The 22775-nt window shown below is 66.8% G+C and carries 20 protein-coding genes and 1 pseudogene; 9 read left to right on the forward strand and 12 right to left on the reverse strand.

Features of this window, described 5'->3' with window-relative positions:
- The 4 genes and pseudogenes from PV773_RS21420 to PV773_RS21435 form a co-directional block, all read right to left on the reverse strand.
- Nucleotides 1-870 (reverse strand): annotated as a pseudogene (locus PV773_RS21420) (malate synthase G); the annotation flags it as partial.
- 148 nt (nucleotides 871-1018) lie between these two features.
- Entirely contained in the window at nucleotides 1019-3034 is a 2016-nt protein-coding gene (locus PV773_RS21425) for a hydantoinase/oxoprolinase family protein (RefSeq protein WP_347968313.1), read from the reverse strand.
- A gap of 90 nt (nucleotides 3035-3124) precedes the next feature.
- The gene (locus tag PV773_RS21430) at nucleotides 3125-3508 is read right to left on the reverse strand and encodes a hypothetical protein (RefSeq protein WP_347968314.1); all 384 of its coding nucleotides are present in this window, start codon (nucleotides 3506-3508) and stop codon (nucleotides 3125-3127) included.
- A 789-nt stretch (nucleotides 3509-4297) separates the two neighbouring features.
- Entirely contained in the window at nucleotides 4298-4465 is a 168-nt protein-coding gene (locus PV773_RS21435; protein ID WP_347968315.1) for a hypothetical protein, read from the reverse strand.
- A gap of 260 nt (nucleotides 4466-4725) precedes the next feature.
- On the opposite strand from PV773_RS21435, the gene PV773_RS21440 reads away from it, so the two are divergent.
- Both PV773_RS21440 and PV773_RS21445 read left to right on the forward strand, forming a co-directional pair.
- On the forward strand, nucleotides 4726-7911 hold the full coding sequence (locus tag PV773_RS21440; RefSeq protein WP_347968316.1) for a type ISP restriction/modification enzyme: 3186 nt from the start codon (nucleotides 4726-4728) through the stop codon (nucleotides 7909-7911).
- 83 nt (nucleotides 7912-7994) lie between these two features.
- Complete coding sequence (locus PV773_RS21445; RefSeq protein ID WP_347968317.1) at nucleotides 7995-8279, forward strand: hypothetical protein; 285 nt, start codon at nucleotides 7995-7997, stop codon at nucleotides 8277-8279.
- Between the two features lie 82 nt (nucleotides 8280-8361).
- Here the strand turns inward: PV773_RS21445 and lepA are convergent, their stop codons facing one another.
- The gene (gene lepA, locus PV773_RS21450) at nucleotides 8362-10170 is read right to left on the reverse strand and encodes a translation elongation factor 4 (RefSeq protein WP_347968318.1); all 1809 of its coding nucleotides are present in this window, start codon (nucleotides 10168-10170) and stop codon (nucleotides 8362-8364) included.
- A gap of 66 nt (nucleotides 10171-10236) precedes the next feature.
- Nucleotides 10237-10557, reverse strand: coding sequence for a hypothetical protein (locus PV773_RS21455; protein ID WP_347968319.1), 321 nt, complete (start codon nucleotides 10555-10557; stop codon nucleotides 10237-10239).
- A gap of 188 nt (nucleotides 10558-10745) precedes the next feature.
- Between PV773_RS21455 and PV773_RS21460 the strand changes: the two genes are divergently transcribed.
- The 4 genes from PV773_RS21460 (at nucleotide 10746) to PV773_RS21475 (ending at nucleotide 13051) form a co-directional block, all read left to right on the forward strand.
- Nucleotides 10746-11360, forward strand: a complete 615-nt coding sequence (locus tag PV773_RS21460; RefSeq protein ID WP_347968320.1) for a GNAT family N-acetyltransferase — start codon at nucleotides 10746-10748, stop codon at nucleotides 11358-11360.
- 135 nt (nucleotides 11361-11495) lie between these two features.
- A complete protein-coding gene (locus PV773_RS21465) occupies nucleotides 11496-11801 on the forward strand; it encodes a hypothetical protein (protein WP_347968321.1) in 306 nt (101 codons plus the stop codon).
- Between the two features lie 165 nt (nucleotides 11802-11966).
- Entirely contained in the window at nucleotides 11967-12305 is a 339-nt protein-coding gene (locus tag PV773_RS21470) for a hypothetical protein (RefSeq protein WP_340036071.1), read from the forward strand.
- A gap of 197 nt (nucleotides 12306-12502) precedes the next feature.
- Nucleotides 12503-13051 (forward strand): hypothetical protein, encoded by a 549-nt coding sequence (locus PV773_RS21475; protein ID WP_347968322.1) that lies wholly within the window; start codon nucleotides 12503-12505, stop codon nucleotides 13049-13051.
- A 181-nt stretch (nucleotides 13052-13232) separates the two neighbouring features.
- Here the strand turns inward: PV773_RS21475 and PV773_RS21480 are convergent, their stop codons facing one another.
- The 3 genes from PV773_RS21480 to PV773_RS21490 all read right to left on the reverse strand — a co-directional run bounded on the left by PV773_RS21480 (nucleotide 13233) and on the right by PV773_RS21490 (nucleotide 17434).
- Nucleotides 13233-13895 carry a response regulator transcription factor gene (locus tag PV773_RS21480; RefSeq protein ID WP_347968323.1) on the reverse strand — a complete coding sequence of 221 codons (663 nt, stop codon included), beginning with the start codon at nucleotides 13893-13895 and terminating at the stop codon, nucleotides 13233-13235.
- A complete protein-coding gene (locus PV773_RS21485; protein ID WP_347968324.1) occupies nucleotides 13892-15256 on the reverse strand; it encodes a sensor histidine kinase in 1365 nt (454 codons plus the stop codon). The genes PV773_RS21480 and PV773_RS21485 overlap by 4 nt, the downstream gene beginning before the upstream one ends.
- A gap of 186 nt (nucleotides 15257-15442) precedes the next feature.
- Nucleotides 15443-17434 (reverse strand): PhoX family phosphatase, encoded by a 1992-nt coding sequence (locus tag PV773_RS21490; RefSeq protein WP_347968325.1) that lies wholly within the window; start codon nucleotides 17432-17434, stop codon nucleotides 15443-15445.
- 244 nt (nucleotides 17435-17678) lie between these two features.
- Between PV773_RS21490 and PV773_RS21495 the strand changes: the two genes are divergently transcribed.
- From PV773_RS21495 to PV773_RS21505, 3 genes are all read left to right on the forward strand, one after another.
- Nucleotides 17679-18377, forward strand: coding sequence for a phosphatase PAP2 family protein (locus PV773_RS21495; protein ID WP_347968326.1), 699 nt, complete (start codon nucleotides 17679-17681; stop codon nucleotides 18375-18377).
- Nucleotides 18378-18455: 78 nt separating this feature from the next.
- Nucleotides 18456-18701 carry a helix-turn-helix transcriptional regulator gene (locus PV773_RS21500; protein WP_340036065.1) on the forward strand — a complete coding sequence of 82 codons (246 nt, stop codon included), beginning with the start codon at nucleotides 18456-18458 and terminating at the stop codon, nucleotides 18699-18701.
- A gap of 85 nt (nucleotides 18702-18786) precedes the next feature.
- The gene (locus tag PV773_RS21505) at nucleotides 18787-20520 is read left to right on the forward strand and encodes a SulP family inorganic anion transporter (RefSeq protein WP_347968327.1); all 1734 of its coding nucleotides are present in this window, start codon (nucleotides 18787-18789) and stop codon (nucleotides 20518-20520) included.
- On the opposite strand, the gene PV773_RS21510 is transcribed toward PV773_RS21505, so the two are convergent.
- Genes PV773_RS21510 through PV773_RS21520 form a run of 3 tightly spaced genes read right to left on the reverse strand, consistent with a single transcriptional unit; the run spans nucleotide 20459 to nucleotide 22772 of the window.
- A complete protein-coding gene (locus PV773_RS21510) occupies nucleotides 20459-21307 on the reverse strand; it encodes a YiiX/YebB-like N1pC/P60 family cysteine hydrolase (protein WP_347968328.1) in 849 nt (282 codons plus the stop codon). The two genes, PV773_RS21505 and PV773_RS21510, sit on opposite strands and share 62 nt — an antisense overlap.
- Nucleotides 21308-21354: 47 nt before the next feature.
- Entirely contained in the window at nucleotides 21355-22302 is a 948-nt protein-coding gene (locus PV773_RS21515; protein ID WP_347968329.1) for a CHAD domain-containing protein, read from the reverse strand.
- Complete coding sequence (locus PV773_RS21520; protein WP_347968330.1) at nucleotides 22299-22772, reverse strand: CYTH domain-containing protein; 474 nt, start codon at nucleotides 22770-22772, stop codon at nucleotides 22299-22301. The genes PV773_RS21515 and PV773_RS21520 overlap by 4 nt, the downstream gene beginning before the upstream one ends.
- Between the last annotated feature and the right edge of the window lie 3 nt (nucleotides 22773-22775).

The raw sequence follows: 22775 nt of genomic DNA on the forward strand, positions 1-22775 counted from the left end.
CCAGTTGCGGTAGACCAGAACCTTGTCCTCGGCGTCGACCGCGGCGACCGAATCCTCGCAGTCCTGGATGGTGGTCAGGGCCGATTCCAGGATCATGTCGGAAATGCCGGCCGGGTCGGTCTTGCCGATCGCACTTTCACGATTGACCACCACCTCGACATGCAGGCCGTTCTTGACCAGCAGCACCGCGTCGGGGTTCTTGGCCTCGCCACGATAGCCGGCGAACTGTTTTGCATCGCGCAGCGACACCGGGCCGGAAGCGGTGGCGAGCTTCAGCGCCCCGCCCTCGACCGCAAGCCCCGCCACGTCGCTCCAGCCGCCCTTTTCCAGCGGCGCGGACCCGTCGAGGAACGCCTTGGCCCAGGCGATGACCTTTTGGCCGCGCTTGGGGTTGTAGCCCTTGCCCTTCTCGGCGCCGTCGGCGTCGGAAATCGCATCGGTGCCGTAGAGCGCGTCGTAGAGCGAGCCCCAGCGCGCGTTGGCCGCGTTCAGCGCATAACGCGCGTTCATCACCGGCACCACCAGCTGCGGGCCGGCGACGGTGGCGATCTCGGGATCGACGTTCTCGGTCGTCACCGCAAAGGCAGGACCTTCCGGCACGAGATAGCCGATGTCGGACAAGAACGCCTTGTAGGCGGCCATGTCGTGCGGCGCGCCGTGCTTGCGATACCAGGCGTCGAGCTTCAGCTGGAAGTCGTCGCGCTTTTCCAGGAGCGCCCGGTTCTTCGGCGCCAAGTCGTGCACGATATCGGCAAAGCCGGACCAGAATTTCTCCGCATCCACTCCGGTCCCGGGCATGGCCTCAGACACGACGAAGTCGTGCAGCTCGCGCGATATCGAAAGGCCAAACAGCTCGACGGTCTCGGTCATAACATGCGCTCCAGAAATCCAGTCCCGCGAGAGCGGTGAAAACAGCTTTTCAGGGGCGTTTGACATGCAAAGCGCGCAGGGTCAATTCGCCCAATGTTGCATGGCAGCATCTGAACGCCGCCTTGTGCAGAGAAAATCAATCTGGCCCTCAGACAGCAATGCGCGGGCGGCCGCTGGCGGTGGCGACGACATGCGCCTCGATGAACATGCGCTGGCCTTCCACGGTCGAGACCTTGAGCTCCGTCGCGACCTCGATCTCGGCGGCGTCGGTACCTGCGTCGCGCGCCTTGGCCGCGACGATGGCGCGCACTTCGGCCTCGGCCAGCGCCATCGCCGCCGCCTCGTCGGTGAAGTCGCGCACAAGTTCGCCGACGGCCAACCGGAATAGCCCTTCCTTGGGCTGGCTGACGCGGGCCTCCGCCGTGACCCTGACCTGGCCGACCACCGCGCCCAGCGCGTTGGCGACGTCTGTGTCCTCGGGCACGACGCATTCATTGCCGACCAGGGGCGGCAGGCCGGCATAGTGCAGCGGCGCGGACGCGCCGAGCCCGATCACCGGCCTGTCCAGCGCCACGGTGAAGCGGGCGATGCCGGGATGGGCGTCGACCGCGCGCTGCACCAGCGCATGCGCGACCGTGGCAGCACCGTCGAGCCCGTCCTCGGCGAAGGCGGTTTCGAGGATGACTTCGGCCGAGATGCGCGTAAGTGCAGCCAGTATGCGCTCGGCCAGCGCCTCGGGCGTCGCCGCGATCGGCTGGCCACGGCCGTCGCGCTTGCGGGCGAAGAGCTCGGCTCCCATGCGGGCGGTACCCTCGTCCCAATTGGCCTGGCGACCGAGCGTGTGCGCCGCATCCGACGGGGTGAAGCCTATGACATGGACCAGCCCGCGCGACACGAGACGGTTGAGGGTTGCGTTCTGGGCATTGGACGTCAGCAGCCGGTCGAGCGGCAGCGGTACGGCCGTGATCTGCTCGTAGAGCTTGGCCTCGGGCTGCGTAAGGCCTGCAGCAAGCCGTTCCGGCACGCCGGTGCGGACGGCGAAACGGCCGTCCATGCGGCCGGGATTGGGCGCGCGCAGCTGGCGCTCCAGCTCGCCCGTCACCGCCTCGCCATGGACCATGCCGGCGAGCGCCAGCGGCACCACGCGACGCGGCCCGAGCTTTATCCGCGGCCTCAACCCGCCGTCCTCCAACGCCACTTCGGAATCGCCGCCGAGGCCGAAGGTGCGCATCGCCACCGCCTCGACCATGGTGCGGAAGCCGCCGACGGTGGCGCCCTCCGGGTCGAGCCGCGGACGGCCGTGGTCGAGGACCGCGACGTCGGTGGTGGTGCCGCCGATGTCGGAGACGACCGCATTGTCGAGCCCGGTCATGTGGCGGGCGCCGACGAGGCTGGCGGCGGGGCCGGAGAGGATGGTCTCGATCGGCCGCTGGCGGGCGAACTCGGCCGACACCAGCGCGCCGTCGCCGCGCACCACCATCAGCGGGGCGTTGATCTCGCGCTTCTCGAGAAAACCTTCGGTGGCGGCGACGAGGCGGTCGATCATCGCGATCAGGCGGGCGTTGAGCAGTGTGGTCAGCGCCCGGCGCGGGCCGCCCAGCTTGGCGGAGAGCTCGTGGCTGGCGGTGACGGGCAGGCCGGTGCGCTCGCGGATCAGGTCGCGCGCGGCGATCTCGTGGGCGGGGTTGCGGGTGGCGAAATAGGCGCAGACGGCGAAACCCGACACGGACTTCGCCAGTTCCGGCAGCGCGGCCTCGAGCGGCGCGAGGTCGAGGGGCCGCGCGTTGCCGTGGACGTCGTGGCCGCCTTCGCAGAGCACCAGCGGGTCGGTGCCGAGCGCGGTCTTCAAGCCGTCGCGGCCGAGATCGGCTTCGGAGAAGCCGATCATGACCAGCGCCACCCGGCCGCCTTGCCCCTCGACGAGGGCGTTGGTGGCGAGCGTGGTCGACATCGACACCAGCTTGATGGCGGCGGGGTCGACTTTTGCCTTCTCCAGCACCGCGTCGACCGCGCCCGCAATGCCCTCGGCGAGATCGTGGCGGGTGGTGAGCGACTTGGCTTTGGCGGCGACCCCATGTTGCTCGCTCCACAGCACCGCGTCGGTGTAGGTGCCGCCGGTGTCGATGCCGAGGAAAAGCGGGTGCGGGCGGTGGCTGGAAGTCATTCGGGGCGGTCCGGGCTCGGGGGTGATCCCGCCCGCCTTAGCCGAAATGGCCGGCAAAGGGAAACCGGCCAGCAGCCGCAATCGAGCAGGTCAGCCACCGCCGCGCGCCTTGGCGGCGGCATTGACGCGGCTGACCTCGGCGCGGATCTCGGCCCGCATCGCCTCGACCACCTTGGGATCGAGCGGCACGCAGGGCGGGATCATCGGCTTGAAGGCGAAGGACCAGTCGTTTTCGGCGCGGCGGCCGACGCATTTCCGCAGCCGCCGGCAGCCCGGCAGAGGGCATTTGCGGTGGAAGTCGAGATGGCCGGCGAGCAGCTGGAACAGGCCGAGATAGAGGCCCTTGACCTTGGCGTCGTGCTCCTGGTCGGCCAGCACCGCAGCCCATTGCGCGTCGGTCCGCCAGGCATCGCGCGGAAAGGTGTTGACCTTGAAGGTGGGGTGCCAGGGTCTTTCCGTCGGGTGTTCGCTCATGAGAGGCTCCATTGGATTGGGTGGGTTGAGGGGGAAGGGCCTTTTCGCGCGGCTTCGGGCGACCCCACCCCGATCCGCTACGCGGATCGACCCTCCCCTCGAGGGGGAGGGAAGGCGTCGCGCACTTCCCCCGCACCACGCCCCGTTGCCGGTCTGGCCATTGAAAGGTGGGAAGACGGGCGGTCGCAAGGCCGCTCGGGATGCTATTGGCGCGGTCTCGCGACCGCCCGTCCGGCGATTTCTGATCCCGTCCGTTCCGCTTCCGGGGCGCGGGGCTTTCGCCCCTGCCCCACTAGCGCATCGTCCAGCGCATCCGGGCCGTAGTGCCCGGAGGGGAACCCTTGGACGGAACCTCCCCGGGCGGCAGGCTACGTTGGCCCGCCGCCGGAGGCGCCGGCCCCTGCCCACGCAATCACCGTCATGACCGGTGTTCCCGCGGCAGGGACGGGATGGATTCTACGCCAGGTTTTCGGGCGTTGGAGAAAGGGGCGCGGATTTCCACGGGGGCCTTGTGCGCGAAGGCAGGTCCCGAGGGCTCGCGATCCTTCGCACCCCCCTCTGCCCTGCCGGGCATCTCCCCCGCAAGGGGGGAGATCAGGCCTTCATGGCCCCATCGCTTAACCGGATATGTCGAAAGCGAAATTCCCGCCCAAGCCTCAGGAAATAGCACGGCGATGACGCGACTGATCTCCCCCCTTGCGGGGGAGATGGGCGGCAGCCCAGAGGGGGATGGGAAGGATCACGACATCAAAAGAAAAATGTTGCAGGCGTGGAAAAGCCATCCCACGCTCAGCCTCGCGAAATCTGCTCGTCCTGCTCGACGGTGAGCGGCTTGACCCCGTCGGGCACCGGCTCGACCGCGGGCTGGGGCGCGGCGACGGGGGCCGGCGGCACCGGCGCGCGGGCAGCGCAGGCGGAGAGGATTGCCAGGGCAAGGAGGATGGCTGCGGACTTCATGGAGCGGGCGTTAGGCGGAAGGTGTGGCGAGAGAGGGGCGACATCTGAGGGCGCCATGCAAGATTCTTCAACGTAGCGATGCCCATCGCACCAGTTGATATCTGTCCGATTGCCAGTAGGCTATACGTCTGGGCATTTGGGTGGACACAGATTTGCATACCGTAATTTCGGCCTTCGGGGCTGCATTGAAGCCTAAGCTTTCGAGTGCGGTTGTTGTTGGCGCTCCTGAAGATCAACTTCGCGGGCCACTCGAAACGCTCATGCGTGACCTTGCCGAACTTTGCGGCATTGCCCGCGACAAGGCACATCTCGTCGGCGAAACCAGTCTTTCCGACATCAAAACCCGGCCAGATTTCGCGGTCACCGTCCATGGGGCGCTGGCGGGATTCATCGAGGTCAAGGCGCCTGGCAAGGGTGCCGACCCGAGACGTTTCACCGATCCTCATGACAAGGGGCAGTGGCAGAAGCTCAAGTCGCTTCCCAATCTGCTCTACACGGACGGCAACAGCTTCAGCCTGTGGCGCGATGGCGAAATCGTTGGCCGCGTGGTGCAACTGGAAGGCGACGTACTCGACGCAGGTGCAAGCCTTGCAGCGCCCGAGACGCTGTTGCCGCTGATCGCAGACTTCCTGAACTGGAAGCCGACCCCACCGACCAATGCGAGAGAGCTTGCACGCATATCTGCGCGACTTTGCCGCCTGCTTCGCGACGAGGTCATCGAGCAACTCGACCGCAAAAGCGGCGGCCTGTCGGAGCTTGCCAAGGACTGGCGCAAGCTGTTGTTTCCCGAAGCGAATGACCACCGCTTCGCGGACGGCTACGCGCAGGCGGTGACGTTCGGCCTCCTGGTCGCCAGAGCGATGGATATTCAACTCGCCGCCGGCATTCACGACGCGGCGCGTGAATTGCGAAAATCGAACTCGCTGATCGGAACGGCGCTCGGCCTGCTCACCGACGACGAAGCGATCCAGAAAGCGCTCGAAACCTCGATCGGTACGCTGACACGGGTGCTGAACGAGGTGAACTGGCACACCGTCAGCAAAGACAAGCCGGAGGCCTGGCTCTATTTCTACGAGAACTTCCTCGAGGTCTACGACAACGACCTGCGCAAGCAGACCGGCTCGTACTACACGCCGCCGGAAGTGGTTTCGGCGATGACGCGCCTGGTCGACGAGACGTTGCGCGGGCCGCTGTTCGGGCGTCCCGCGGGCCTGGCGGCAAACGACGTGACCCTGGCCGACCCCGCCGTGGGCACCGGCACGTTCCTGCTCGGCGTGATGCGCAAGATCGCCGAGACGGTCGAGAAGGACCAGGGTCCCGGCGGCGTGCGCGGGGCGATCGAGGCTGCGATGAACCGCCTCATCGGTTTCGAACTGCAGTTCGGTCCTTTCGCCGTCGCACAGCTTCGTCTGATCGCCGAGATGCAGGCCTTGACCAAGCCGACTGCCGGAAAGGCTCAGTCGCTTCCAGAACTGAAACTCTTCATCACCGACACGCTTGGAAACCCGTTCATCGAAGAGGAGACACTGGTCCAGGGGGGCGCAATCGCAAAATCCCGCCGCGACGCGAACACGATCAAGAAGACCCGCGACATCACCGTCGTGCTCGGCAACCCGCCCTACAAGGAGAAGGCGAAGGGCATGGGCTCCTGGGTGGAGCAAGGTACGGGTGGAAAGCTCGTCGCGCCAATGGACTGGTGGACGCCCCCTCCAGAGTGGGGCGTAGGTGCCCACACCAAGCACCTCAAGAATCTCTATATCTATTTCTGGCGCTGGGCGACATGGAAGGTCTTCGGGACAGGCAACTACGCCGCAACCGGAAACCAGGACAGGGACGAAGAAGGCATCGTCTGCTTCATCACCGTTGCCGGATTTCTCGGCGGTCCAGGCTTCCAGAAGATGCGCGACGATCTGCGAAGGACATGCTCGGACATCTGGGTGATCGACTGCTCGCCAGACGGGCACCAGCCGGAGGTCGCCACCCGCATCTTCCAGGGCGTGCAGCAACCAGTCTGCATCGTGCTGGCAGCCAAGCCGCTGGGCAAGGACAGGAACAAGCCGGCGCATGTCCGATACAAGGCTCTGCCGAAGGGGCGACGCGACGAGAAATTCAAGGCGCTGGAAACGCTGTCGCTCGACGGGCCGGGCTGGGCCGACGCGCCCTCGGGCTGGCGCGAGCCGTTTTTCCCCGCCGCAACCGGCGACTGGGCGACCTTCCCGGCGCTGAAGGATTTCTTCGTCTATGACGGCTCGGGCGTCATGCCGGGACGCACCTGGGTGATCGCGCCCGACGCCCAGTCGTTGAGCGATCGCTGGGACATGCTGGTTGCTGAGAAGGATCCGGCGAGGAAGGAAACGCTGTTCCACCCGCAGTTGCGCGACGGCGTGGTTGCCAGCCGTCATATTCGGAAGGTGGTCTTACAACCTCTTGGCCTGCGTCCTACACGCTCGTGTCCAGTTATTAATGATTTTGGTTCCTCCGAGAGTAGCGTTCAGTATGCTTATCGATCGTTCGATCGACAATGGCTGCTTGCGGACGCGCGGCTGATTAACGATGTACGACCTGTACTTTGGGATGCGTACTCGGCTTGGCAGGTCTACCTGACAGCACTCGACGCTCATTCACCTTCAGCTGGGCCGGCAGTCACGTTCGCCGGATTGATGCCAGACCTCCATCACTACAAAGGTTCATTTGGCGGCCGCGCTTTTCCGTTATGGGCCGACGCTGCTGCAACCAAGCCCAACATCTCGCGGAAGATACTGACTTTGCTTGCAGACGCCTATGGCGTGGTGTCACCCGAAGATGTGATGGCCTACCTCGCCGCGGTGATGGCGCATCCGGCTTTCACGAAACGCTTCCTCCCCGACTTGGTGCAACCGGGGCTGCGCGTGCCGCTGACGGCCGACCCAGAGCTTTTCACGGAAGCGGCAAAGCTTGGCCGCGAGGTGATCTGGCTGCACAGCTACGGGGAGCGCTTCTTCGATCCGGCCAAGGATAGGCCAAAGGCTCCGCCGCGCATGGCGCCTGACCTGCGCCCCACCATTCCCGCCGAGGGCGCCATTCCCGGCGCGCCGGAGCCGCTGCCGGAGACGATGGAGTATGATGCCGCCTCGAAGCGACTGAAGGTGGGAAGCGGCTTCATCGACAATGTCTCGCCCGAAATGTGGAACTACGAGGTTTCGGGCAAGCAGGTGGTGTGGCAATGGTTCAGCTATCGCCGCCGCGACCGAACGCGCCCGCAGATCGGCGACAAGCGGCCGCCTTCACCGCTGGACAGGGTGCAGCCGGAGCACTGGCTGGCGGAATACACCAGCGACCTGATCGATTTGCTCAACGTGCTGGGGCGGCTGGTGGCCCTGGAGCCGCGCCAGGCAGAGCTGCTTGAGCGCATCCTGGCATCCGAGATGATCGACGCGGCCAATCCAGCCGAACCCGCGACCGCGTGAGCCAGTGGAAAACGCCGTGCGCAGGGTCGCAAGCCTGAGCCGCGCGGTGCATAGTGACGGCGAAAAGCACGCAACAGGGCGCCATGACCCGCAGCCAACTCGACCTCTTCGCAGCCGACGCACAGCCCGAACTCTTCGACGAGGACGCGGCGCCAATCGTCTATCGCGCCGACCCGACGCGAATTCGGCTGCGGCTTGCCAACATCCTTGCAGAGGCGCGCGCGGCCGAGCGCATGCCCTGGAGCGCGGAACGATTGAGGCTCTATGAAAGGCTCGTGCCGCAGATGGGCAGCTTCCTGCCGGAAGAGGAGGCAGCACAGCTGACCTTCGCATTCGAGCGAGAGCTGGAGAGATTGAAGGCAGCGTAACGCCCCTCATCCGGCCCTGCGGGCCTACCCCCACCCGGCGGCTGCGCCGCCACCCTCCCCACAAGGGGGAGGGTAAAGAGCCTCAGTTATCACCCATCTTGAGGGCCTGGATGAAGGCTTCCTGCGGGATGTCGACCTTGCCGAACTGGCGCATGCGCTTCTTGCCCTCCTTCTGCTTCTCGAGCAGCTTGCGCTTGCGGGTGACGTCGCCGCCGTAGCACTTGGCGGTGACGTCCTTGCGGAGCGCCGAGATGGTCTCGCGGGCGATGACCTTGCCGCCGATGGCGGCCTGGACCGGGATCTTGAACATGTGCTGCGGGATCAGCTCCTTCAGCTTCTCGACCATGACGCGGCCGCGCTTTTCGGCGGCCGTGCGGTGGACGAGCATGGAGAGCGCGTCGACCGGCTCCTCGTTGACCAGGATCGACATCTTGACGAGGTCGCCCTCGCGGTAGTCGGTGAGGTGGTAGTCGAAGGAGGCGTAGCCCTTGGAGATCGACTTGAGGCGATCGTAGAAGTCGAACACGACCTCGTTGAGCGGCAGGTCGTAGACCAGCATGGCGCGCTTGCCGACATAGCTGAGGTCGGCCTGGATGCCGCGACGCTCCTGGCAGAGCTTGAGGATCGAGCCGAGATAGTCGTCGGGGGTGAGGATGGTAGCGCGGATCCACGGCTCCTCGATCGCGGCGATCCTGACCACGTCGGGCATGTCGGCGGGGTTGTGCAGCTCCTTGGTCGAACCGTCGTTGAGGTTCATGCGGTAGACGACGCTGGGCGCGGTGGCGATGAGGTCGAGGTTGAACTCGCGCTCGAGGCGCTCCTGGATGATCTCGAGGTGGAGCAGGCCGAGGAAACCGCAGCGGAAGCCGAAGCCGAGTGCGGCCGAGGTTTCCATCTCGAAGGAGAAGGACGCGTCGTTGAGGCGCAGCTTGCCCATGGCGGCGCGCAGGTCCTCGAAGTCGGCGGCGTCGACCGGGAACAGGCCGCAGAACACCACCGGCTGGGCCGGCTTGAAGCCCGGCAGGGCTTTTGCCGTGGGGCGCTTGTCCTCGGTGATGGTGTCGCCGACGCGGGTGTCGGCCACTTCCTTGATCGAGCCGGTGAAGAAGCCGAACTCGCCGGGGCCGAGCTCGTCGACCTGGACCATCTTGGGGGTGAAGACGCCGGTGCGCTCGACCAGGTACCTGGCGTTGGTGTCCATCATGCGGATGGTCTGGCCCTTCTTGAGCCTGCCGTCGATGACGCGGACGAGCACGATGACGCCGAGATAGGTGTCGTACCAGCTGTCGACCAGCATCGCCTTGAGCGGGGCGTCGATGTCGCCCTCGCGCGGCGGCGGCAGCTGGGTGACGATCGCCTCCAGCACGTCCTCGATGCCGAGGCCGGTCTTGGCCGAGATGTGCACGGCCTGGGAGGCGTCGATGCCGATGACTTCCTCGACCTGCTCCTTGATGCGCTCGGGCTCGGCTGCGGGCAGGTCGATCTTGTTGAGGACGACGACGATCTCGTGGTTGTTGTCGATGGCCTGGTAGACGTTGGCGAGCGTCTGGGCTTCGACGCCCTGGCTGGCGTCGACGACGAGCAGCGAACCCTCGCAGGCCGACAGCGAGCGCGACACCTCATAGGCGAAGTCGACGTGGCCGGGCGTGTCGATGAGGTTGAGGACATAGTCCTCGCCGTTCTGGGCCTTGTAGTTGAGACGAACGGTCTGGGCCTTGATGGTGATGCCGCGCTCGCGCTCGATGTCCATGTTGTCGAGCACCTGCTCGGTCATCTCGCGCGCTTCCAGCCCGCCGGTGGACTGGATCAGGCGGTCGGCAAGCGTCGACTTGCCGTGATCGATGTGGGCAACGATGGAGAAGTTGCGGATGTGGTCGAGCGGTGTGGTCATCGCCGCGCTTTAGCAGGGGCGGCAAGGCTTCACAAGCGCGGGCATAAGGGTTTGCGGCGCACCAGGTCAGGCGCGGCCGGCGACCTGCATGGCGGCGAGGTCGCGGCGGTGGCGGCGACGGGCAGAGGCGGAGAGCAGCGCCGAGCACAGCAGGTCGATGTCGGTACCTTCCTGCGGGCACCAGCCGCAGCCGCAGGCATGCGGGCCGGCATGCGCGTCGGCCGCCTCGCGGTAGACCGAACCGACCGCGCGGGCGGCCAATCTCAGCACCACCATCGGCGGCAGGCCGGATTTGCGCATGGCGTCGGCAAAGCCGTTCATGACGGCGGTGCGCAACAGCGCCTCGGCCTCGTCGGCGCGGCGATCGTGGTCGTCGATGGGGGGCATGGGGGTCTCCGGGCGGGTCGCGGGTGCGTGGCGCCGGTTGCCGCGGCGCGCCGCATGTCGATTATATAATATGAGTAAAAATATCAAGTTTAAAATCCGGGCCGCGCGAGGTCGCCGGAAGCCTGTGGCGGCAGGTTGACGCAGGCGCGGCGGCGCGCTCCAATGCGGTCGAAATGGAGGAGACTGCCATGCCGGAGCGAGCCCAGCCGAGCGAGGAGGCGCTCGCCGCGCATGCCCGCCCCGCCACCAAGGCGGACGCGGCGGTGCTGGCAGAACTGGTCAACATGGCCGGCGACGGGCTGCCGCTGCATTTGTGGACGCAGATGGCCGATGGCGGCGACCCGTGGGAGGTGGGGCGCCAGCGGGCGCGGCGCGAGACGGGCAGCTTCTCCTACCGCAACGCCATCGTGCTCGAGCGCGGCAAGGTGCTCGCCTGCCTGATCGGCTATCCGATCGTGCCGGCACCACCGGACCCCGATACGCCGGCGATCTTCGCGCCGATGAACGAGCTCGAGGCGCTGGCAACGGGCAGCTGGTACGTCAACGTGCTCGCCACCGTGCCCGAGGCGCGCCGGCAGGGGTTCGGGACGCGGCTGCTGGCCATGGCCGACACGATCGCCGAGGCGACGGGCTGCAACGGTACCAGCCTGATCGTCTCGGACGCCAATCGCGCGGCGCGCGGGCTCTACGAGCGCGGCGGCTATCGCGAGGCGGCGCGGCGGCCGATCGTCAGGGAGGGCTGGGACACGCCCGGCCAGGACTGGGTGCTGATGGTCAAGCCGCGGCAGGACACACTGGAGTGACGGCGGCCCGCGGGGGCGGCCGACGGCGCCGGCCATCTTTTTTGCCGGGGCCATGAACCTTCTCCCGGGACCGGGGCACTGACCTGTGTGGCGGCCATCAAGCCGCAAGACCAGAGGTCCCAGAGGAGAACCGAAATGACCATGACCACGACGCTCGTCCGCACGTCGCTGATCGCGACGCTCGCGCTTTCCATGTCGGCCTTCGCCGGTGCCGCTTCCGCCGCCCAGCTCAAGGCACGGGTGCCGGCGCCGCCGCCGCACCAGCTCGGCCTCGCGGCACCCGGCGGCGGCCAGGCCGAGGGCCATGTCGAGAAGTGCAACAACAAGTCGTCGTGCAACCTGCTCATCGCCTACTGCGTCGGCCATGGCGGCGACTGGGAGGAGACCGGCACGCCGGGCCCGAACGGCGAACCGCAGAAGGGCAAGTGTACCTACCCCTGATCGCGTCAGGGGCTCCCGAAACAGCAAGCTGCGCACCCTCCCGTCTTCGGACGGGAGGGTTTTCGCGCGCCATGACGCGATAGTGTCGGAGCGTGTCGCCGGGCTGCTTGACGCTCGCGCGGCATTCGGAGCAAATCGCCGGGCATTCGTGGGAGCTTGCCTTAAATGTCCGCCATCGGCCTTTCGCTGCTCGGTTTCTCGACCGTGATCTTCCTCGTCGCCGCCATGGTGGCCAAGACCTGGGGGATCGAACCGACCATCGGCAAGCTGGTGGTGACGCTGCTGCTCTATTCGCTCGGCAACCTGATCATGCTCCGGCTGGTGCGCGATTTCGGCATGTCTGTGTCGTTCAGCCTGTCGGCGGTGATCCAGCTGATCGCCGTCAACCTCGTGGCCATCGTCTATTTCGGCGAGAAGCTGAGCGGCATCCAGGGCATAGGCGTCGGGCTGGCCGTGGTGGCGGTGGCGCTGATCACGCTCGGACCGGCGATCGCCGGGAAATAGTCTCCGCCGATCCGCCGGAAGATCAGACCAAAGTCCGACATTGGTGCCGCTTTGGTCTGCGACCACGGCGCAGTGGTCGCAAGACTCTTCCGCGCGTTGAATCGGATGAGCAAGTTCGCGTCGATTGGGGGCAGCGGCAGAATCAGCGCGCTGCGACGAGTTTCGGAATGCGTGGGACGTCGCTTCGGCCATTTGCAATGCTTGCGCTGCGCGCCTCTGCCGCGCTGGCGCTGACGCTTGCGCCGTTGCAGCTCGGCTTCGACGGCGTGCTGCCGAGGCTGAGCGCGTCCGCGGCGCTGGCCGGCAAAAAGGACGGCTCGGACTCGCGAGGCGGTCGCGATTCACGCGACGGCGGCCGTGAATCGAAAGGCGGAGGCGGAGACGCCGGCAGCGAGGCAGGCACGAGCAGCAAGGCCAGCGGCGGAGACGCCGGTGCCGGCAGCAAGGGCGAGGACAACAGCAAGAGCGACGGCGATCGCCGCGCCGACGATCGGGACGACGGCAAGAGCGACAAGGCCGACAAAGGCAAGAACGGCCGCGGCAACGGCGGCGACAAGAGCGCGAATCCTTCGAAAGGCACCCGCGTCGAAATCGACGGGAACAACATCAAGGTCATCTACCCGGACGGAATAAAAGAAGAAATCGACAGCGGCATCTACGAGATGAAGGATGCAGCAGGTCGGACAATCGTCAAACGCCGCGCCAAGCAGGCCGACATCGACCGATTGAAGGCGATGGCAGGCTGACCCACCCCCCCCGCAGCGCGGCAAGGAACTCAGGCAACAGGCTGGAAGGGCAACCTTCCAGCCTTTTTATTTGCCCCCGCTAGAGCGCTTCCGCTTTTCTTCGAATCGCGGAAACGCTCTATCTCCTTGTTTTGACGCAATTCCGGGCGGAAAACCGCCGCGCACTTTTCCTGGAATTGCTCTAATGGGTCTCGGCCGCACGGCCCCGCGCGTCGCGCAGCAGCATCGCCGCCTCGGTGCGGTTGCGGACGTTGAGCTTGGCCAGAACCCGCGTCATGTGATGCTTGACCGTCTTTTCCTGCAGCGACAGGCGCCCAGCCACCTCCTTGTTGCTGAGGCCCGCCGAGACCAGTTCCAGGATGCCTGCCTCGCGATCGGTGAGCTGGCGCAGCGGATCGGCCTTCGGATCGGCCACCTGAATGGCCTGGAGGTCGCTGATCAGCCGCGCCGAGACCACCGGCGAGACGTAGATTTCGCCGGCGGCGACACTGTGCAGGATCTCGGCCAGCATCCGGGAGCCGACGCCCTTCAGCACATAGCCGCGGACGCCGTGATTGAGGGCCGTCGTGACGTCGTCGCGCGCCTCGGAGACGGTCAGCATGACGATCTTCTGTCCCGGACGCCGGGCGAGGATCTCCTGCGCGGCGTTCAGCCCTCCCCCCGGCAGGCTGATATCGAGCAGCAGGATCTCCGGACCCACCTGGCCGACGATACGCAGCGCGTCCTCCGCGCTCGCGCCCTCGGCGACGATCTCGAAGCCACCGTGCTCGACCAGACTGCGCGCGACCCCCTCCCTGAACAACGGGTGATCGTCGACGACGGCGAGACGCAGGGGCGTGGTCATGTCTGTTCCTTCTCCCGGACGGCGAGGGTGACGGCGACACGCGTGCCCTGCGGCGACGATGCCAGCGAAAAGTCGCCGCCGATGCTCTCCACGCGCTCGCGCAGGCCTGCCAGGCCGAGCCTGTCGGCGCGGACGTTTTCGACGTCGAAGCCCGCCCCCTCGTCGATCACCTCGACGACAAGGCGACCGTCGACGGCGGCGACCTTGACGGCCTGCCCTTGCCCGCCGGCATGGCGGAAGGCGTTGTTGAGAGCCTCCTGGACAAAGCGGAAGATGCTGATCTTTTCCGACGAGGCAAGGCCGAGCTCGGGGACGTCGCCCGACAGCGCCACGGCCGTCCCGGTGCGCTGCTCATGGGTGGCGACGGCAAGGCCCAGTATTTCCGCCAGGTTCGCAGTTTCGATCTGCGGCAGCACCAGCCCGTTGCAGATGTCGCGGATCTCGCGCATCGCCTCGTCGAGACTGGCCTTGATGGCGCCCACTTCCGCCTCGCGTTCGACCGCCCGCGCCCGAGGACTGGAAATCGCCCGGCTGTCCATGCGCAGCGAGGCGAGCGCCAGGAGCTGGGCCGGCCCGTCGTGCAGGTCGGCGGCGATGCGACGCAGATAGCGTTCGTTGAGGGCGGCTGCACGGCGCGAGGCCCCCTGGACCCGCAGGCGCAGCGCCGAGTTCTGGGCCAGCAGTCTCTGCAGCTCGGAGACGCGTTCCTGGAGCGCCTGGCGCTGGTCGTCGATGGTCCTGCTGCCGCGATAGACGATACCCCACAGCAGGCCGAAGATCGCCAGCGTCGTGCCGGCGACGAAAAGCCAACTGGAGATGCGCGCTGCCGACAGCGTCGCGCGGAACTCGTGGGCGATCTCGTAAAACTCCGAAACCGCCACGACCTGTCCCGACCAGGGCTCCCGCACGGGATTGTAGATCGCCATCAACGGCAAGCCCGCAGCCTCGCCCAAGCCCTTCTCGCTTTCGTCGGCCTTGTCGAACCGGGCGACGACGCGACCGCTCCAGGCAGCCTCGAGATTGGGCGTGAGCGGGAATGTCTTGCCGATCTGGCCGGCGTCCTTGGAATAGAGGATGGTGCCGTCGCGCGACCAGAGCCGGAACAGGACGATGCGATCGCCCAGTCCACCCTGGTCGAGCGTCTCGTCGAGGGCCCGCTTGACGGATTCGCCCAGCGCCTCGCTGCGGCGCATGTCGGGCAGGATCGGGGCAATAACGCTGTCGACGTAGAGCGCCGTGGTGGTGGCCGCATTGCTGGTAACGCCGTCCTCGATGCGGGAGGTGACCCAATAGCCGGCAAGAAACATCGCCGCCAGCAGCACGGCGCCGCCGGCGACCAAGAACTGGACGGCCAGCGACAATCCGGTCCACCTCCGGCCAAGTCGTTCGAACGCGCGCACCCTGCCTCCTCGTGACGCGGCATCATAGGGGCACAATGGCGATTCTCGTACCCGTCTTTCGCGCGGCGGCGACCGGGGTATGCGCTGTTCACAAGAAAGCCGGCGGGGCGACCCCGCCGGCTTTTGTTTTCCTGTGTCCATCCTGAATCAGACGGCGATCTTGCCACCGCCCTGCTTGGTGATGGCGACGACGGCCGGGCGGACCGGCATGTCGGGCTTGAAATCGGGCCAGCGGGTCGAAAGGTCCTCGTAGTAGGACGGGCGGCCGAAGCCTTCCCAATCCTCGCCGCCGTCGCCCGGATGCTGGACGGCGACGAAGGCGGTCTGGTCGTCCGGCGCAAACAGCGGGCCGCACATCTCGGCGCCGACCGGCACACGGAAGAACAGCTTCGAGGTGGCACGCGCCTCGCCCTCGGTGTCGACGGCCCAGAGGCCGTCGGTGCGGCCGGTGGCCTTGGGGTTGTTGCCGTCAGTCGCGACCCAGAGGCGGCCGGCGGTATCGACTGCGCAATTGTCGGGCATGCCGAACCATCCGTTCTGGGTGGTCGAGGTCGAGAAGGAAGCGCCGACCTCGGCGACCGACGGATCGCCGCACTTGAGCAGGATTTCCCACTTGCCCTTGGTGGCGGCGAAATCGCCGCCGTCCTCGGCCAGCTCGATGATGTGGCCGAAGGCGTTCTCGGCGCGCGGGTTGGCGGCGTCGACCTTGTCGGCCTTGCGCTTCGAGTTGTTGGTCAGCATGACATAGACCTTGCCGTTGACGCCGTTGGGCTGGATGTCCTCCGGCCGGTCCATCTTGGTGGCGCCGAGCAGGTCGGCGGCGCGGCGCGCCTCGATGACCACGTCGGCCTGGCTGACGAAGCCGTTGTCGGCATTGAGCGGGCCCTCGCCCTGGACCAGCGGCAGCCACTCGAACGAACCGTCCTCGGCGAACTTGGCGACATAGAGCGTGCCCTCGTCGAGCAGGCCGAGGTTGGCGGCGCGATCGTCGGGGTTGAACTTGCCCTTGGTCACGAACTTGTAGACGTAGTCGAAGCGCTCGTCGTCGCCGAGGTAGAAGACGACGCGGCCGTCGGGGGCAACGATGGATTCGGCGCCCTCGTGCTTGAAGCGGCCGAGCGCGGTACGCTTCTTTGGCACCGAGTTCGGGTCCTGGACGTCGACCTCGACGATCCAGCCGAAGCGGTTGGGCTCGTTCGGCTCCTTGGCGACGTCGAAGCGGTCATAGAACTTGAGCCACTCATAGGTGCCTTCCGGCACGCCGAGGCGCTTGTAGTTGGCGGCCTCCTTGTGGTCGGCCGGCAGCTCGCCGCCGAAATAGCCGTGGAAGTTCTCCTCGGCCATGATGTAGGTGCCCCAGGGCGTGACGCCGCCGGCGCAGTTGTTGAGGGTGCCGAACACCTTGGTGCCGGTGGCGTCCGCATTGGTCTTGAGGCGGTCGTGGCCGGCGGCCGGACCGGTGAGCTGCATCTCGGTGGTGGAGGTGATGCGGCGGTTGAGCTTGCCGTCGCGCACGACCTGCCACTTGCCGCCTTCCTTGCGGATCTCGACGATGGAGCCGCCGTGAGCTGCCATCTCGATGTCGACGCGCTTCTGGTCGGCGGGCGCAACCTCGATCTTGCCCTCGACGATCTTGACGATGCCGGGGAACATCAGGTGCTCGTTGGTGTATTCGTGGTTGACGACCAGCAGGCCGTGCTCGGCCGAGCCTTCGAGCGGCACGTAGCCGACATAGTCGTTGTTGTAGCCGAACTGCTTGCCTTGCGCCTCGGCCGACTGGTTGGTGGGGTCGAACTCGGGAGCGTCCGCAAATATCGGGTCGCCCCAGCGCAGCAGGACGTCGGCGTCGTAGCCGGCGGCGACATGGTGCTTGTCGTCGATGCCGGCCTCGACCTCGTCGAAGCTGAAGGCCGAAGCGGCTGCGGCGCGGGCGTCGTCGGCGAGGATGATGGCGATGGGGCTGACGGTGGCGGCAATCGCCGAGACGGCGAGCGATCCCTTGAGGAAATTGCGGCGCGAGAAGCGCGTGGCGATGATGTCGCCCATGGTGCGGTTGTCGGTCGGGTTGTGGCCGGGACCGTCATTCTCCTCGAGCAGGCTGGTGCGGAATTTCTGATCGTTGGGAGCGTGCTGGTTCATGTTTTCGACCTCTGGCTGATGCTTCGCTTGGGGTTCGCCGAGACCGCTAATCGGACGACATAACAGTAGCATGACAGTTTCGCCGAAAGTCGGGCGCCGCTATACAGCGTCGAGGATCGGCCCTTGCCGACGAAATGTGCTGCGACCTTTTGCTTGCGCGCCTTTTCTTTGGGAAAGGTCTCCCCACTTGTTGCGCACGGGCCCGGAAGCGGCCATCCCGGAGCTGTAACGGAACGGCAGGACGATGCATCAGAAACTGTGGAACAGTATCCAGCTGTCGCTGCTGGCAGCGGGCGTCGTCATCGCCGGCGGGCTGTGGGCCTTCGTCGAATTGGCGGAGGTCGCGCGCGACGCCGCACCGCGCTCCTTCGACACCGACATCCTGCTCGCCTTCCGCGTGGCGGGCGAGCCCAACAACCCGATCGGACCGGGCTGGTTCGAGGAAGCGATGCGCGACATCACCGCACTCGGAAGTGCAGCGGTGCTGATCTACATCACTGCCGTCGCCATCATCTATCTGTGCCTGATCCGGCGCTGGGGACCGGCGCTGTTCGTGTTCGCCTCGGTCGCCGGCGCGCAGGTGCTGTCGAGCCTGCTCAAGCTCGGCATCGACCGGCCACGGCCGGACCTGGTCTCGCACCTGGCGCAGGTGCAGACCATGAGCTTCCCCAGCGGGCACGCCATGCTCGCGGCGGTGACCTATCTGACGCTGGGCGTGGTGCTGGCCCGCGTGGTGCCCGGCCGCGCCACCACCGTCTTCGTCTTCTTCGTCGCGATCCTGACCGCGCTGCTGGTCGGCATCAGCCGCGTCTATCTCGGCGTGCACTGGCCCTCGGACGTGCTGGCCGGATGGAGCGCCGGCTTCGCCTGGGCGACGCTGTGCTGGGTGGTCAGCCGCTACCTGCTGCGGCCCGGCGAGGGGACTGAAGACGACATGCGCTGAACATCGATATTCATGCTTGAAACATCATCATGAATGTATGATACATTCATTCTGCGGACAGAGACGGGAACGCCGACATTGATCACCGCCGCACAGATGCGCGCCGCTCGAGCGCTGGCAGGCATCGACCAGAAGACGCTTGCCGAAAAGGCCGGGGTCTCGGTTCCGACGATCCAGCGCATGGAAGCGAGCGAGGGCGTGGTGCGCGGCGTGGTCGACACGCTGACCAAGGTCATCGAAGCGCTCGACGCCGCCGGTGTGGAACTCATCGGCGAGAACGAGGCCGGCGGCCGCGGCGTGCGCCTGAAGAAGAAGGCCGGCTGAGCCCGTCAACCCTCCGCAAAGGTTCGCGACGGCGACCGCCGACAGACATGCCGACGATCCCGCCGCATTGCAGGACGATGCAGGCATGGACGCAGCAGGCAGCAGGCACAGACACGACCGACCGACATTTTCCGAACTGTTCACGCCCAAGCTGGTGACGGTTTTCCGCGAGGGCTATGGCGCAGCGCAGCTCAAGGCCGACGCGATCGCCGGGCTGACGGTGGCAATCGTGGCGCTGCCGCTGTCGATGGCGATCGCCATCGCCTCGGGCGTGTCGCCCGACAGGGGCCTGTTCACGGCGATCGTCGGCGGCTTCATCATCTCGGCGCTGGGCGGCAGCCGCTTCCAAATCGGCGGGCCGGCGGGCGCGTTCATCGTGCTGGTGGCGGCGACGGTGGCGCGCGAGGGCGTCGACGGGCTGATCCTGGCGACGATGATGGCGGGCATCTTTCTCGTCGCCATCGGCTATCTCCGGCTCGGCACCTACATCAAGTTCATCCCCTATCCGGTGACGGTGGGCTTCACCGCCGGCATCGCCGTCATCATCTTCGCCAGCCAGCTGAGCGAGATGTTCGGGCTGACGCTCGCCGGCAAGGAGCCTGGACCGCTGGTGCCCAAGCTGCTGGCGCTGGCGGACGCCGCGGGCACGGCCAACCCGGCGGCGATCGCGGTGGCGGTGCTGACGATCGGCACGATCCTGGTGCTCAAGCGGCTGAGGCCGGGATGGCCGGGCATGCTGATCGCGGTCGGCGTCGCCTCGCTCGCCGCGGCGGCGCTCGCGCTGCCCGTCGAGACCATCGGCACGCGCTTCGGCGGCATCCCGCGCAGCCTGCCCTGGCCGGCCCTACCCGATTTGAGCGTCGACAAGGCGATAGCCGTGCTGCCGGACGCGGTGTCGTTCGCGCTGCTCGGCGCGATCGAATCGCTGCTTTCGGCCGTCGTCGCCGACGGCATGACCGGGCGGCGGCACCGCTCGAACTGCGAGCTGGTGGCGCAGGGCTTCGCCAATATCGGCGCGGCCCTGTTCGGCGGCATCTGCGCCACCGGCACCATCGCGCGCACCGCGACCAACGTCCGGGCCGGCGCGCACGGGCCGGTCTCGGGCATGCTGCACTCGGCCTTCCTGCTCGCCTTCATGCTGGTGGCCGCACCGCTCGCCTCCTACATCCCGCTGTCGGCGCTGGCCGGCATCCTCGCGGTGGTGGCGTGGAACATGGTCGAGAAGCAGGCCTTCGCGACGCTGGTCCGCAGCTCGCGCGGCGACGCGTTGGTCTTGCTCGTGACCTTCGCGCTCGTCGTCTTCCGCGACCTCACCGAAGGCATCGTGGTCGGCTTCGCGCTGGGCTCGGTGCTGTTCATCGACCGGATGGCCAAGAGCATCGCCGTCGAGACCGACCAGCCGCTGGTGCAGGAGGACATGGCGGACGCCACCAACGGCAACCGCCACGCCTACGAGGCGAGCGACGCGGGCGACGCCGACACGGTGATCTACCGCATCTCCGGCGCCTTCTTCTTCGGCGCGGCCTCGACGGTGGGCGCCGTGCTCGACCGCATCGCCGACCAGCGCCGGAACTTCATCCTCGACTGCTCGCAGGTGCCCTTCCTCGATTCGACCGCGGCCAACGTGCTGGAGGGGGCGGCGCGCAAGGCGAGGAAGGCGGGCGTGCGCTTCTTCATCGCCGGGGCCTCGCCGCAGACGCGGCGCATGCTGATCAACCACGGGGTCAAGCGGCCCTATGTCAGCTATGCGGCGACCGTCAGGGACGCGCGCGACCTGCTTGCGGCGGAACGGGCAGCGGCGTCTTCGGCAGCTCGGTGAGATCGATCTCGCGCTGCTCGCCCCAGGTGATCTGCCGGTAGTCGAAGCCATATTCCAGCGTCGGCTTGACGATGCGGAAATAGGGCGACAGGTCGAAGTCGCGCGGCGTGTAGAGCGAATGGTGGCGGATCTGCATGATCTCGCGCCGCATGTAGTTGGACTGCGCCGAGGCGCGGCCGGGGGCGCGGGTGATCTCCGGCAGGATGGGGTAGCGGATCCGGCCATAGGCCTCGGCGATCATGGTGGAGCAGATGGCGCGGGTCGGGTCGCCCGAGCCGAAGGCGATCATGCGCCGGCGCCAGCGCACCGGCACCGGCGGCGTCGGGAAGAAATAGCGCAGCATGTCGACGATGTTCTTGAGGTCGTATCTCAGGCCGAGCCGCTCGACCATGAACTTGACCACCTGCTCGCGATCCTCCGGGGTGAGGCCGTTGGCGCGGCAGATGCGGGTGTTGTAGGTGCGGTACTTGGACAGCGGCACCGCAACGCAGCCCTCGCCGAGGTTGACCTCGATCAGCCGCGGCCGCTCGGAACCGTCGGCAGGCTCGGGAAGCGCGTCGCCGACATAGAGCGCCGAATGCGACCAGGTCGACTGGGTGAGATACTTGATCACCGCCGAGATGCGCTGGTTGCCCTCGACGAGCAGGACATCGCCCGGCTCCAGCGTGCGGCGCAGCGTTTCGGGATCGGACGGCGTATAGGGCTCGTAGCCGGAGGATTCCGCCTGCAGTCGTGAAGCCAGCCAGCGGCCGATGCGGTCGAGCAAGGTATCTGTCGTCTGCGTCATGACCCAAGGGAAGTAACATGATGCAGGCGACGCGCGCCAGCCCGACGCTACTCGCCGGGCGTGCCCTCGGGTTCCGGCATCGCAGCGGCCTCGCCAAGGTCGGTGCGGCATTTCCTGGCAAGCCGGCGCACCGTGCGCCTGGGCTTGTCCTCGAACAGCTCCTCGGCGGCAGCGAGGCAAAGCTTGCGCAGCGCCTTTTCCGAACGCTTGAGCAGCTTGACCAGGAGCTTGGGCTCGGGACCGTCGAAGGGCGCCTCGCGCGCGTCGATGAGCGCGCGCATGATGAAGACGTCGTGCAGTTCGCCGAGGCTCTCGCCGAGCAGGTCGGCCCGCTCGCGGCGCGGCTTGACCGGCGAAGGCCAGAGCCTGCGCAGCAGCGAAAGATGCGCCGCATGCGTCTTCACCGCCTTGCGCAGTTCGTGGAAATCCTCGGCCTGGCCACTGTCGCGGCACTGCTTCAACGCCTTTCGTGCCCGCCGTAAGGTGGCAAGCGCGCCCTCGGCCAGGACGTCGGCCGCATCCTCGGGGTGATCGGGCAAATGCAGCGCATCGAAGGCGGCGGCACCGGCGCGGCACTCGGCGACGGCAGCGTCGAGCGTCGCCGCGAGCCCGATCTCGCCATAGACGACGGAAGCGCGAAAGCGGACCAGCATGGCGCGGATCCCCGCAAGACCGGCGGAGTCTGCCTCTTCAGGATAGTCCGCAATCAGGCGGTCGATGGTCTCGATCAGGGCGGTCGCCTGGCGCGGGCCGGCGATCGACCTCGCCACATCGCGGAAACGGTCGTTCTCGGCCCGGCAGAAGGCTTCGTCGCCCGGCCGGACGAGACGCAGCAGCGCCCGCAGCGCCTTGATGCGGCGGCGCACGGCGTGGAGCGCCTTTTCCGGATTGTCGCGCGCGGCATCGAGATATGCCACGGCCTTGTCGATCTCCTCGCGCGCGATGCGGCGAACCTCATCGGTCAGGGGCGTGCGCGGATCGATGCGAAAGCTCATGCAACCGCCTCCGGGGCATCGCCAAGGGCAAGCGACGCGTTGTAATAGCGCGGGTCGCCGGTCACCTCCCGACCGAGCCAGGCCGGCAATTCAGCGGCCGGCACGTCGTCGGGCGTTTCCAATTCGGCGATGACCAGCCCGCTCAGGTCCCCGCTGAAAACGTCCACCTCATACAGATACCCGCGGTGGCTAACATGATGACGTGTCTTCTCGATGACACGTCCGACGGCCTGGTCCTGCATCTCCCTGGCGTCGTCGAGCGGCACTTCATATTCGAACTCGTCGCGTTCGCGCCCCCTGGAGCCAAACTTGAGCGTCAGCGTCGCCACCCTGTCGTTCGATATGCGCAGCCGGACGGAGCGGCCGGGCGACGAGGCGAGGTAGAACTGGCGGATACGAATCCTGTCCTCGACAAGGCTCCGCCACTCCTGTCCACGCACCAGGAACTTGCGTTCGATTTCCTTGGCCATGCG

The organism is Mesorhizobium sp. CC13 (assembly GCF_039907765.1).
GTDB lineage: Bacteria > Pseudomonadota > Alphaproteobacteria > Rhizobiales > Rhizobiaceae > Aminobacter.

Excerpts from the sequence above, each read along its gene's own strand:
- PV773_RS21425 (WP_347968313.1), bottom strand. The coding sequence starts at position 3,034 with ATGACTTCCAGCCACCGCCCGCACCCGCTTTTCCTCGGCATCGACACC.
- PV773_RS21430 (WP_347968314.1), bottom strand. The coding sequence starts at position 3,508 with ATGAGCGAACACCCGACGGAAAGACCCTGGCACCCCACCTTCAAGGTC.
- PV773_RS21435 (WP_347968315.1), bottom strand. The coding sequence starts at position 4,465 with ATGAAGTCCGCAGCCATCCTCCTTGCCCTGGCAATCCTCTCCGCCTGC.
- PV773_RS21440 (WP_347968316.1), top strand. The coding sequence starts at position 4,726 with ATGCGTGACCTTGCCGAACTTTGCGGCATTGCCCGCGACAAGGCACAT.
- PV773_RS21445 (WP_347968317.1), top strand. The coding sequence starts at position 7,995 with ATGACCCGCAGCCAACTCGACCTCTTCGCAGCCGACGCACAGCCCGAA.
- lepA (WP_347968318.1), bottom strand. The coding sequence starts at position 10,170 with ATGACCACACCGCTCGACCACATCCGCAACTTCTCCATCGTTGCCCAC.
- PV773_RS21455 (WP_347968319.1), bottom strand. The coding sequence starts at position 10,557 with ATGCCCCCCATCGACGACCACGATCGCCGCGCCGACGAGGCCGAGGCG.
- PV773_RS21460 (WP_347968320.1), top strand. The coding sequence starts at position 10,746 with ATGCCGGAGCGAGCCCAGCCGAGCGAGGAGGCGCTCGCCGCGCATGCC.
- PV773_RS21465 (WP_347968321.1), top strand. The coding sequence starts at position 11,496 with ATGACCATGACCACGACGCTCGTCCGCACGTCGCTGATCGCGACGCTC.
- PV773_RS21470 (WP_340036071.1), top strand. The coding sequence starts at position 11,967 with ATGTCCGCCATCGGCCTTTCGCTGCTCGGTTTCTCGACCGTGATCTTC.
- PV773_RS21475 (WP_347968322.1), top strand. The coding sequence starts at position 12,503 with ATGCTTGCGCTGCGCGCCTCTGCCGCGCTGGCGCTGACGCTTGCGCCG.
- PV773_RS21480 (WP_347968323.1), bottom strand. The coding sequence starts at position 13,895 with ATGACCACGCCCCTGCGTCTCGCCGTCGTCGACGATCACCCGTTGTTC.
- PV773_RS21490 (WP_347968325.1), bottom strand. The coding sequence starts at position 17,434 with ATGAACCAGCACGCTCCCAACGATCAGAAATTCCGCACCAGCCTGCTC.
- PV773_RS21495 (WP_347968326.1), top strand. The coding sequence starts at position 17,679 with ATGCATCAGAAACTGTGGAACAGTATCCAGCTGTCGCTGCTGGCAGCG.
- PV773_RS21505 (WP_347968327.1), top strand. The coding sequence starts at position 18,787 with ATGGACGCAGCAGGCAGCAGGCACAGACACGACCGACCGACATTTTCC.
- PV773_RS21510 (WP_347968328.1), bottom strand. The coding sequence starts at position 21,307 with ATGACGCAGACGACAGATACCTTGCTCGACCGCATCGGCCGCTGGCTG.
- PV773_RS21515 (WP_347968329.1), bottom strand. The coding sequence starts at position 22,302 with ATGAGCTTTCGCATCGATCCGCGCACGCCCCTGACCGATGAGGTTCGC.
- PV773_RS21520 (WP_347968330.1), bottom strand. The coding sequence starts at position 22,772 with ATGGCCAAGGAAATCGAACGCAAGTTCCTGGTGCGTGGACAGGAGTGG.